The 9,781-nt window shown below is 61.5% G+C and carries 10 protein-coding genes and 4 pseudogenes; 4 read left to right on the top strand and 10 right to left on the bottom strand.

The genetic code is table 11. The features are described 5' to 3' along the window. Window positions 1-242: 242 nt before the first annotated feature. Complete coding sequence (locus AC3WJP_RS24290) at window positions 243-509, bottom strand: DUF3077 domain-containing protein (protein ID WP_493723074.1); 267 nt, start codon at window positions 507-509, stop codon at window positions 243-245. Window positions 510-1,077: 568 nt separating this feature from the next. Here AC3WJP_RS24290 and AC3WJP_RS24285 point away from each other — a divergent pair. After that, entirely contained in the window at window positions 1,078-1,965 is an 888-nt protein-coding gene (locus tag AC3WJP_RS24285) for an RHS repeat-associated core domain-containing protein (protein ID WP_493723073.1), read from the top strand. A gap of 29 nt (window positions 1,966-1,994) precedes the next feature. Here the strand turns inward: AC3WJP_RS24285 and AC3WJP_RS24280 are convergent, their stop codons facing one another. Further along, entirely contained in the window at window positions 1,995-2,159 is a 165-nt protein-coding gene (locus tag AC3WJP_RS24280) for a hypothetical protein (RefSeq protein ID WP_493723072.1), read from the bottom strand. 77 nt (window positions 2,160-2,236) lie between these two features. Here AC3WJP_RS24280 and AC3WJP_RS24275 point away from each other — a divergent pair. Beyond that, a pseudogene (locus AC3WJP_RS24275) lies at window positions 2,237-2,731 on the top strand (methyl-accepting chemotaxis protein); the annotation flags it as partial. Further along, a pseudogene (locus AC3WJP_RS24270) lies at window positions 2,729-3,847 on the top strand (methyl-accepting chemotaxis protein); the annotation flags it as partial. The pseudogenes AC3WJP_RS24275 and AC3WJP_RS24270, both read left to right, overlap by 3 nt. Before the next feature lie 72 nt (window positions 3,848-3,919). Here the strand turns inward: AC3WJP_RS24270 and AC3WJP_RS24265 are convergent. Further along, window positions 3,920-4,915: an aldo/keto reductase gene (locus AC3WJP_RS24265; protein WP_493723071.1), complete on the bottom strand. Its 996-nt coding sequence runs from the start codon at window positions 4,913-4,915 to the stop codon at window positions 3,920-3,922. A 363-nt stretch (window positions 4,916-5,278) separates the two neighbouring features. Between AC3WJP_RS24265 and feaR the strand changes: the two genes are divergently transcribed. Next, a complete protein-coding gene (gene feaR / locus AC3WJP_RS24260) occupies window positions 5,279-6,331 on the top strand; it encodes a transcriptional regulator FeaR (protein ID WP_493723070.1) in 1,053 nt (350 codons plus the stop codon). A gap of 26 nt (window positions 6,332-6,357) precedes the next feature. Here feaR and AC3WJP_RS24255 read toward each other — a convergent pair. The 7 genes and pseudogenes from AC3WJP_RS24255 to AC3WJP_RS24225 all read right to left on the bottom strand — a co-directional run. Continuing rightward, window positions 6,358-6,612 (bottom strand): annotated as a pseudogene (locus AC3WJP_RS24255) (methyl-accepting chemotaxis protein); the annotation flags it as partial. Between the two features lie 30 nt (window positions 6,613-6,642). Continuing rightward, window positions 6,643-7,434: pseudogene (locus tag AC3WJP_RS24250) on the bottom strand (PAS domain-containing protein); the annotation flags it as partial. Between the two features lie 238 nt (window positions 7,435-7,672). Next, window positions 7,673-8,449, bottom strand: a complete 777-nt coding sequence (locus tag AC3WJP_RS24245; protein ID WP_493723069.1) for a CbtA family protein — start codon at window positions 8,447-8,449, stop codon at window positions 7,673-7,675. A gap of 10 nt (window positions 8,450-8,459) precedes the next feature. After that, window positions 8,460-8,669, bottom strand: a complete 210-nt coding sequence (locus tag AC3WJP_RS24240; RefSeq protein ID WP_493723068.1) for a CbtB domain-containing protein — start codon at window positions 8,667-8,669, stop codon at window positions 8,460-8,462. 2 nt (window positions 8,670-8,671) lie between these two features. Continuing rightward, on the bottom strand, window positions 8,672-9,115 hold the full coding sequence (locus AC3WJP_RS24235; RefSeq protein ID WP_493723067.1) for a nitrile hydratase accessory protein: 444 nt from the start codon (window positions 9,113-9,115) through the stop codon (window positions 8,672-8,674). Beyond that, window positions 9,108-9,467, bottom strand: a complete 360-nt coding sequence (locus tag AC3WJP_RS24230) for an SH3-like domain-containing protein (protein WP_493723066.1) — start codon at window positions 9,465-9,467, stop codon at window positions 9,108-9,110. The genes AC3WJP_RS24235 and AC3WJP_RS24230 overlap by 8 nt, the downstream gene beginning before the upstream one ends. Continuing rightward, entirely contained in the window at window positions 9,467-9,775 is a 309-nt protein-coding gene (locus tag AC3WJP_RS24225) for a hypothetical protein (protein WP_493723065.1), read from the bottom strand. Before AC3WJP_RS24225 ends, AC3WJP_RS24230 begins: the two co-directional genes overlap by 1 nt. Between the last annotated feature and the right edge of the window lie 6 nt (window positions 9,776-9,781).

The following is a 9,781-nucleotide window of genomic DNA, read 5'->3' as shown; positions in this document are numbered from 1 at the left end:
CGGCCAAGCCCCGCTGGGCCATGGAAGGCCCATCGGGGCGTGCCCCGCGCAAGCGTGCCGGAACGCGGGAACCCCTCGCCCCAGCGAGGGGCCAATGGGGGGGCGGCGACCCCAAGGCCGGCTCGAAAGCAGAACCCCCCGATCCAAGACCCACCAGCGAAGCTCTTGCAACAGTCCAAACGCCAAACACTGCTGACCCTGTCCATCCGCAAGAAACATCCTCCGAACCCGTCGTGGCCTGCCTAAGCCGTTGCACTCATCGCCAGGGTGACGTCATCCATCAGCGCCTTGGCCATCTCGTTCAGATAGACCGCAGACAGAGCGGCATGGCCAGTCGGGTCACCAAACGCGGCTTCGGTCATCAGCTTGTTGGCGCAGTCTTGCAGGATGGAGGCATGTTCCAGGGCGTCGATCGCGGGAATGTTCGGGTTGACCGTGAACAGCTTGTGGCCGCCAAGGGAGCGTCCGCAGGGGGTGGTGCCAGCGGTGTGAAGATCTGCTTGAGTCATCGGTAAGCTTCCTGTGGGTATAGGGATCGCCACCTTCTGCCGCCAAGCAAAATTGGGTGGCGAACTACGCAAGGTTGGCGGACCGGCCCACAGACCCGGCACCTCCGCAGAGGTCCCTGCGCAATTCGCCATAGCACCATAATGCAGGCGAAAAAAAACGCCTGCATTACGGGTTCGGCGCTTTTGCGCTGTGAGTCCAGGCCGCCAAGCCCGGATCGCTGATGTGCAGCGACGGCCGAGAGGTTAACCCTCTCGCTGTTCGATCACAAGCGTTCAGAAGCCGACTTTGTAACCATCCCAGTGCATCAGGGTGTAGGCCGGATCCCGTGGTCAAAGTCCCTGAAGACGTCTGCGAACTGCGGAAACTGGGGACGAAGCGGTCACAAGATCGCTAATGAGGTTGCTCTGAGAAACCTTCGCCTGAGCCATACCCTCATCGTCGACTGCTCAAACACCCGTCCTGTTCTGGACGCTGAAGCACCTGAAACCTGACAGTTCTGATAGCTATGCGGATCCGCTAGGCGGGCGGACACTGATGCATCAAGTACCCTTTCCTGGAAATGGGCAAATGAGCGAACCTGATAAAACATCTTTCACTGTCGAGCTAACTTTCAGCGAGGCAGTCAGGTTGTTGGCCACTGACCAGCAAACCTCGGTGACACATTGCCTTAGCGGTGGACGCACAGGGCGGCAGAGCTACAGCCCGTTCGGTCAGCATTCAGCAAAGCGCGGTGCACTGAGTCTGCTGGGTTTTAACGGCGAACGGATCGAATCGATGACCGGACATTATTTTCTAGGTCAGGGATATCGTCAGTTCAATCCAGCACTGATGCGCTTCAATCGCCCAGATAGCCTAAGTCCGTTCGGCCGCGGAGGCATTAATTGCTACGCCTATTGTGGGGGCGACCCGCTGAACAGGAAGGACCCTTCCGGGCACACATGGAAACCCCTGAAAAGGTTTCTGCGACGGATAGGCTTGATGGACACACCAACGCGCAAAGCGCCTCCACATAGAGTACAGGCGATGGGTTTTCATGGCACGACGCGTATAGACGCGGATAACCTTGTCGCCAATGGACCTCAGAAAATGTATGAGGGAAAGAGCAGTGGATTTAAAAATTTAAAACATGGAGGAGGCTTCTATGTCGCTCAAAATATCGAAGAAGCTCGAATCTATGCTACCGATCATTTATATGACCCCAGAAACCCTGAGGGTATCGCCGCTGTTGTCAAGGTTTACGTAGAAAACTTTAAGTATCAACGTCCAGGTAAACACTACCTTATGGTCGACGGTAGCCATGGAGATGTACTTGTTTTCCAATCGTCGGCATATCGGGATATCTATGTGGAACATCATGAAATTATGACTCAACACGGAATAACGCCGGTGTCAACTCCTTCCCAGGCGAACAAAGTCATCCGTAACATAGCAGAACAACAGCGTAGGGGCCCCTGAAAAAGACTCACTGCTTTGACGAAATGCCGTCATGCCAACCACTGAGTTTTTCCGACAACGCAAACGATTTCGCCGGGCAGCCCCACGGCTTGATCATCGCCGACGACAGACGAAAAAAATGCCCCTTCGGCGCCTGGGCGGGAAATCTGCAAAAAATTGACGCCAAAGGAACCACGCATTTCAGATGCTGTCATTTTGATATCGCGATGCCGGTGTTCGACTGAAACCCTGGCATGAAGGGCCGCAGACAGCTGCGTGACCGCCGCGCTCAATGGCACTGAATAGCAGAGATAGCGTGATGTGGGGATCAATGATCAAGGGGCTTGAAAATATCAGCGTTCGCGCAAAACTGACGCTGGGCTTCACCGTGGTACTGGCGCTGACCGTACTGATCGCGTTGACCGGCTGGCGCGGCCTCGCCGCGTTGAGTGAACGTGGCGACAAACTGATCGAGATCACCAAACTCAACGAGCAGGCCCGGGACATGCGCATCGCGCGACTGTCCTACACGTTGAAGGCGGACAGCGAGCACGCCGCAGCGGTGCTCAAGGCCGCAGACAGCCTGGACCGCCAGATCGACAGTATCCGTAGCCAATTGGAAACCCCCGAAAGCCTGCACCTGGTCGACCAGGCTGAGCAGGCGTTGGACCAGTACCGCGGACATTTCAATGATTTCACTCGGGCCGTACAGGCTCAGAACGAAGAAGCGTCGCGCCAGGCCCAGGAGGCGTTGAACGTCGACATCGGCGCTTTACTGCAAGCCAGCAAGGCATTGTCGGCAGGTCAGACCGCCAAACGCGATCATGATGTCGACCAGGCCAACCTGTGGCTGGCGGTCGCCTCTGCCTTGGCGCTGATATTGGGCATCCTGTCCGCCTGGCTCATCACTCGTTTGATCGTCGTCCCTCTGCGTGTGACCTTGGAGGCTGCCGAGCGTGTGGCCCACGGTGATCTGGGTCAGGACCTGATCGTCACGCGCGGTGATGAACTGGGGCAGCTGCAGAACAGCATGCAGCGCATGACGGTGAACCTGCGTGGGCTGATCGGAGGCATACGCGATGGCGTGGTGCAGATCGCCAGCGCGGCCGAAGAGCTCTCGGCGGTGACCGAGCAAACCAGTGCCGGCGTCAACAGCCAGAAGGCCGAGACCGATCAGGTGGCCACGGCCATGAACGAGATGGCGGCCACCGTGCAAGAGGTCGCGCGCAACGCCGAACAGGCTTCCCAGGCGGCCGTGACCGCGAGCAAGGATGCCCGGGACAGTGATGAAGTGGTGGCCCAGGCCATGACCCAGATCGAACGCCTGGCCGCCGAAGTAGGACTCTCCACCACCGCGATGGCCGACCTCAAGCGCGAAAGCGACAAGATCGGCACCGTGCTCGATGTGATCAAGGCGGTCGCCCAGCAGACCAATCTGCTGGCGCTCAACGCCGCCATCGAAGCCGCGCGGGCCGGTGAAGCGGGACGCGGCTTTGCCGTGGTGGCCGATGAAGTGCGCAGCCTGGCCCAGCGCACTCAGGCGTCCACTGAAGAAATCGAAGGCTTGATCGATGGTCTGCAAAAAGGCACCCAGCAGGTCTCCAGCACCTTGGAAAACAGCCGCACCTTGACGGACAGCAGCGTCGAACTGACGCGCCGAGCGGGTTCTTCGCTGATGAACATCAGCCGATCGGTGTCGTCCATCGAAGCCATGAACCAGCAAATTGCCGCTGCAGCCGAGCAGCAGGCAGCCGTGGCCGAGGAGATCAATCGCAGCGTACTGAACGTGCGCGATATCTCCGAGCAGACCTCGGCAGCCAGCGAGGAAACCGCAGCCTCCAGTGTCGAACTGGCACGCTTGGGGGTGCATTTGCAGGGGATGGTGGGCAGCTTCAAGCTGTGACGTTCAAACCCAGCCGCAGGCTTCCCGCGAGGGGCAGGCGGCTGGGCAGGCGTGCGCAGCACAAGACAGGCTTCAAGCAAACCCGGTCACGACATGGGGCACGTAACGCTCTTCGAGCCGGGCAATTTCCTCAGCGCTCAACACCAGGTCCAGCGCCGTGATCGCCTCGTCCAGCTGGCTCACCTTCGACGCGCCGACAATCGGCGCACTGACGCCTTGTTTGTTCAGCACCCAGGCCAGCGCCACCTGGGCCATCGGCACACCGCGCTCGCCGGCGATCTGCTCGACCACATCGATCACGCGGCCATCTTCGACCTCGGTGGCCTGATAGAAGCGCTGGCCCGAGATGTCGGTTTTGGTGCGCTCGGTCTGCTGACCGTGGGGCCGAGTCAGGCGCCCGCGGGCCATCGGGCTCCAGGGCATGAGGCCCACACCTTGATCGCGGCACAGCGGAATCATCTCCCGTTCTTCTTCGCGGTAGAGCAGGTTGAGGTAGTTCTGCATCGACACGAAGCGGCTCCAGCCGTTGGCGGCGGCCACTTGCTGGGCCTTGGCGAACTGCCAGGCGTACATGGACGACGCGCCGATATACCGCGCCTTGCCAGCCTTGACCACGTCGTGCAGGGCTTCCATGGTCTCTTCGATGGGCGTGCTGTAGTCCCAGCGGTGGATTTGATAGAGGTCCACGTAGTCGGTGCCCAAGCGACCCAGGCTGGCATCGATGGCGGCCATGATCGCCTTGCGTGACAGGCCTTGCTCGTTCGGCCTGGTCGAGCCTTCCCACATGTTGGCCGGGTAGAACACCTTGGTGGCGATCACGGTTTCGTCGCGGCGGGTGAATTCCTTGAGCAGTTTGCCGACGATCACTTCCGAGGTGCCGGCGGAATAGCTGTTGGCGGTATCGAAGAAATTGATCCCGTGCTCCACGGCGCGCTGGATGATCGGCCGGCTAGCGGCTTCGCCCAGCGTCCAGGGGTGCATGCCCGCGTCGGGCTCGCCGAAGGTCATGCAGCCCAGGCACAGGCGGGAGATGTCCAGCCCGGTGCTGCCTAATTTGACGTATTGCATGTGCGTGTCTCCTCGAGGTGGGGCGGATGGCGCTCGTAAGATCGGCATCCGCTGGCGTAGTTCGATCCTGTCTATCCCATGACCCTGCCACCAGGGAACCAAAACATGGCCAAAACGGGCCTTTGGTCTGCGCCAGTGGAAACCGGACCGCTACTCGCGGTAGAAATATACCCCTAAAGCGCCAAACCAGAGTGCTGAGCCCCCAGCGGGGGCAGTGATCGTTGGTGTTGCCAACGGCGGTTGTCTTTTGTGATCGGCCTGCCTGGATGTGGCGCGCGGGACATGCAGTACGACAGTGGCGCGTACGGCAGCCGCACGCCGGGTGTTCATCCTGAAAAGACATTTCCTGATGGGGGGATGCACATGGTTACTCCACCGCACGGCGCGCCGGGGCAAAGCGCGTCGCGTATCGCCAGAATGGACGATGGCACACAACTTCAGAGCGTGAACTGGGCCAGCGAAAGTATCGACGTCGCCACCCCCAACCATGGCGCCGGGGATCGTATCGATTTCTGGCGCGAAATGATCCTGCGCCTGTTCGCCGATGTCGAGATCGGCGCCGTCGGTACACCGGATTTTTTCGGCAAGGTCAAATCGCAGAAGTGCGACCTGCTGCGCATCAGCGATGTCAGCGCGGCGGCGCAGGCCGTCAACCGTCGGCATCTGCAACCGCGCAGCCGCGATGAAGACAAGTACTTCGCGGTGCTGATGCTGCAAGGCACCGAGTCACTGGAACAGGACGGTAACCGCACCATCATCGGCCCTGGCGATTTTGCCGTGTACGATGCGACGCGCCCGCATCAATTGAGCTTCACCGACGACTGGCGGCAGATCATCGTCAGCGTGCCGCGCACCAGCCTCGATCAACGGGTGATGCACATGGAGCGCCGGATCGCCACGCGGGTCTCGACCGATACCCCGACTGGGCGGGTCATGCGCATGTTTTTGCAAAGCATCGCCGGGCAGATCGGCCAGTTCACGTCGGCGGAGATGGCCAGCCTGTCGGAGGCCGCGACCAATGTCATCACCTTGGCCATGGGCAATCTCCACCCGCTGGACCCCGAGCATTCCAGATGCAAGACCCTGACGCTGATGCGGGTGAAGATGTTCGTCAACGATCACCTGCGCGACCCCGCGCTCAGTGCCGGTCAGGTGACCAACGCGCTGGGCCTGTCCAGCCGCTACGTCAACCGCCTGTTCGAAGCCGAAGGCCTGTCGCTGATGCGCTACGTGCTGCGTCGACGGCTGGATAGATGCGCCATGGACCTGGTGAGCCCGAGCCAGGCAGCACGGCGGATTTCTGAAATCGCTTTCGCCTGGGGCTTCAATGACCTCTCTCACTTCGGCCGCGCCTTCCGCGAAGCCCATGGCTGCTCGCCCAGCGAGTGGCGCGAGTCGGCGGGGCGCGGCGTCTGACCGCGCACCGCCGGTGCTCAACCCGCGATCATGTTGGCGGCCTGTTGAGTGGCCTCGGTGGTGCGGGTCGCCAGTTTTCGGACTTCATCGGCGACGACCGCAAAGCCGCGGCCAGCCTCACCGGCGCGGGCCGCCTCGATGGCGGCGTTGAGCGCCAGCAGGTTGGTCTGGTTGGCGATGCCCTGGATGGTAGTGACGATCTGCGTCAATTGGGCGAGGTTTTCCTGCATGGCGGTGTGCTGGTGCGCCTGCGCCTCGCGCAGCTGACGTTCCTCATGGCTGGCATGGATATCGGTGATGGCGCCGACCACGCGCAACGGCGATCCATCAGCGGCACGCTTGGTCTGGCCGCGGCCACGAAACCATCGGTACTCCCCATTTTTATGGCGCAAGCGATAGACGACATCGAACGGGGTCTGGCCAGTATGATCGTTGACATGGGCCACAAAGGCACCAATGGCGCTCTGGCTGTCTTCGGGATGCAGGCGCGATGACCAGGCCTCCAGCGTGTTGGGGAACTCCTCAAGACTGCTATGGCCCAGCAAGCGACGCATTTGCGAAGACCACCAGATGGCGTTTTTCGGGTTGGCTGGATCACCTGCGATGACTTCGATGTCCCACAGCCCATCGTGCAGCATTTCGCGGGAAATCTCGAAGCGTGTGGCGGCCAGCGTGAGCTGTTGTTCCTGCAATCGATGCAGATGAATGTCGGCCAAGGTGCCGGCCACTATCAGCGGGTGCCCGCGCTCGTCGCGCCAGCACTGGCCGCTCATCCTGGTCCAGCGATACTCGCCCTGGCCAACGTCCATACGGTATTCATGGCTGAACTCGCCGCGAGCATTTCGGTCGTTGATGTGCCTGGCGAACGCGGTCTCGAAGGCCTCGCGCTCGCTGGGGTGAATGGCCTCCAACAGGCGTCCCAGACGCGTTGGCAGCAACCGTCCGGCCAGTGAATTCGACCACCAGATCTCGCTCTGCGCGCAAACCGGCGCCGTTGCACCGATCTGCAGCTCCCAGAATGTCTCCCTGTCGTTTTGAGTGAAACGATCCCAGCGTTGTTGCTGCTGGTGCAGTTCGTAGCAAGCGTGCTCACGCTCGCTCATTGCCTGCGCGCGCGCCTGTTCGCTGACTGCCAGGCGTTCGCGCAAATCATCGCGCTCCGACAACAGGCCCTCGACGCCTGACACGACTCTTTGCAGCAGCAGATCATCCGTGGCCGTTGGTCCGCCTGGGGCGTCGGGTGCCTCGAGGCGATCGGCCAGTTGTTTGAGCACCCGGCGCACGACCGGCCTGTTGAAGAAAAACATGGGTTACCTCCAGTCGAGTGTGAACTCGAGTGGCTCAAGGAGTGGTGGCCGGGTAGCCGGGTTTCATAGGGGGCAAGGCAGACAATGGCCTGCGCGCAGCCAACTCCCCGAACACCAGGCCGATGGTGGCCCACAGCAGCAGATGAACACCTAGCGACGCCAGGCGGAACTGCCCGAGTGCATCCACTGGAAAACCATCGGGTATCCGAGTGGGCATCGATGGCATCAGTGCCGCCGCAGCGGCGACGATGGCGCAATAGGCCCCAACGCTGATCAATGGTGCGTGCCAGCCACTCAACCGCTGATCTGCCCGTCGACCCATGCGCAATGCCAGCGCGCAGGCCAGTACCGATATCAGCAGCATGGCGAAATACACCCCGGTGCGTAGCTTTATGGTTGCCGGATCGCCGATGGCGGGCGGGTTTGCCGGGTACTTGAGCCAGGGGCTCAGCACCAGTACCACGAAGGCCATACCTGCCAGCCATCCGGCAAATCCACGCGGCGACGCAGGGCCGATGCGCCGGTGCAGCAAGGCGAAAGCCATGGCATACAAACCGCCAGCGGTTGCGCCGAATACCAGCAAGCCGGTGAGCAGGCCTATCCCGGCCTGGGTGCCGCGAGTGATGGCGGGTGCTTGTTGGTGATGATGCGCCGAGGTCGCTGCAACGCCATGGGCGGCGCTGTCTTGCTGCTCTTCGAAGGCGATGGCGCGTTCGATCGCCGGCTCGCCGGCAACCCGGGCGAAGCCATAAGCCAGTACGCCGGCCAAGAGGCCGACGAGCATGCCTCTGATCAACAATGATCCGATCATGATGCCTCCTTCAATGGCAGGGAAAGCCCAGCAGATGGCGGGCGTCGTGGGTGAACTCATGCACGTCGGTGCCGTTGAACAGCGCCACGGCGCCTTGCTCGGCGCCCACGAAGTACAGCGCAAGGACAAACAGCAGAAAGGCCAGTGCCGCCCACGGCAGCAGTGCGCTGACGGGCAGAGGGGCAGGGGTTGTAGCGGGTGCGGTAATGACGTCGGACATGGTCAGCTTCCTGCGCAATTCGAGTGGGGGATGGCCGGGCTGACCGCGATCGGCCCAGGGTGGTGTGAATGAACCTGGCCGGGCGGGCAATCAGCGTTGCTCAGCGCCACCGCCGCGCCATGGGGGGTGTGTAGATAGGCTTGGCGCCATTGCTCCGCGCGTTGTGAGATGGCCACTGGGTCGGCGATGCCGAGCTGCCCGATCAGGGTTTCGAACGCCGCCGCCCATTGCCGGTAATAGGCATCGTTGACGCGTTCACCCAGGCGCGCCGGTGCGGCCTTTATCTCTTCGCTCATGACCTCGACCCACTGCGACCATTCAAAGGCGCCGCTTTTGAACAGGTGCACGGTGAGGCCGAAGACGTTGGCTTGCCAGGGCGCATCGAAGACCGGACCTTCTTCGTCCACGGGGACCCGTGCGGCGGTCAGCTTGTCGATGTCATTCATGTTCGGCGATCTCCAGATAGTCGTCCCACAGATCGATACGCAGGCTGTCCTGGGCAGGTGCCGCCTCGCCCCACAGCTCGGTGGCACTGAAGCTGATGTTGTACAGATGCTGCGGATGCTCCCCCAGCCCGTGGGCGACGGTATCCGGGGTGAGAAACACGCCATGGTCGAGCTGGACGCGGCCCAGCTTGCCGCGCACATAGCGGGGCATGCGCGTGTGAGTGGTGGGGTTGATGTTTTTTACGCGTACCCAGTCGCCGACGCGGAAACGAGCGATGCGCTCGACCTCGACTCGCGCCGAGGCCCCCGTCTTGACCAGTATGGGAACGAACTCTTCAGTCAGTACCGGCATCAGGCGTCTCCTTGCAAATGGTGCATGCGCGCGGCCAGTTCGGCTTCGGTGACCACGCCTTTGGCGATCAGCAGCGATTCGATCCCGTGTACCCAGTGCTCGTAGTAGCTGGACGTCAGGTAGTGCACCGGGTCCATGCGTTCGACGGCGTGGCGGAATTCGTCGATGTTGAAATGGCCGCCGCCGAAGGTGGCGAAAAACAGCCCGAAAATCCGCCGTTCCCAGTCGTGGCGGAACAGCACTTCATCTGGGTCTTGCAGCACCGGGCCGAGGCCGTGCATGCCGCCCAGGTCATGTATCGAGTTCATGGCGAA

Source organism: Pseudomonas sp. GW821-FHT01A09 (genome assembly GCF_058986725.1).
The sequence above is the reverse complement of the archived record's forward strand: the minus strand, read 5'-3'. Positions and strand labels throughout refer to the sequence as shown.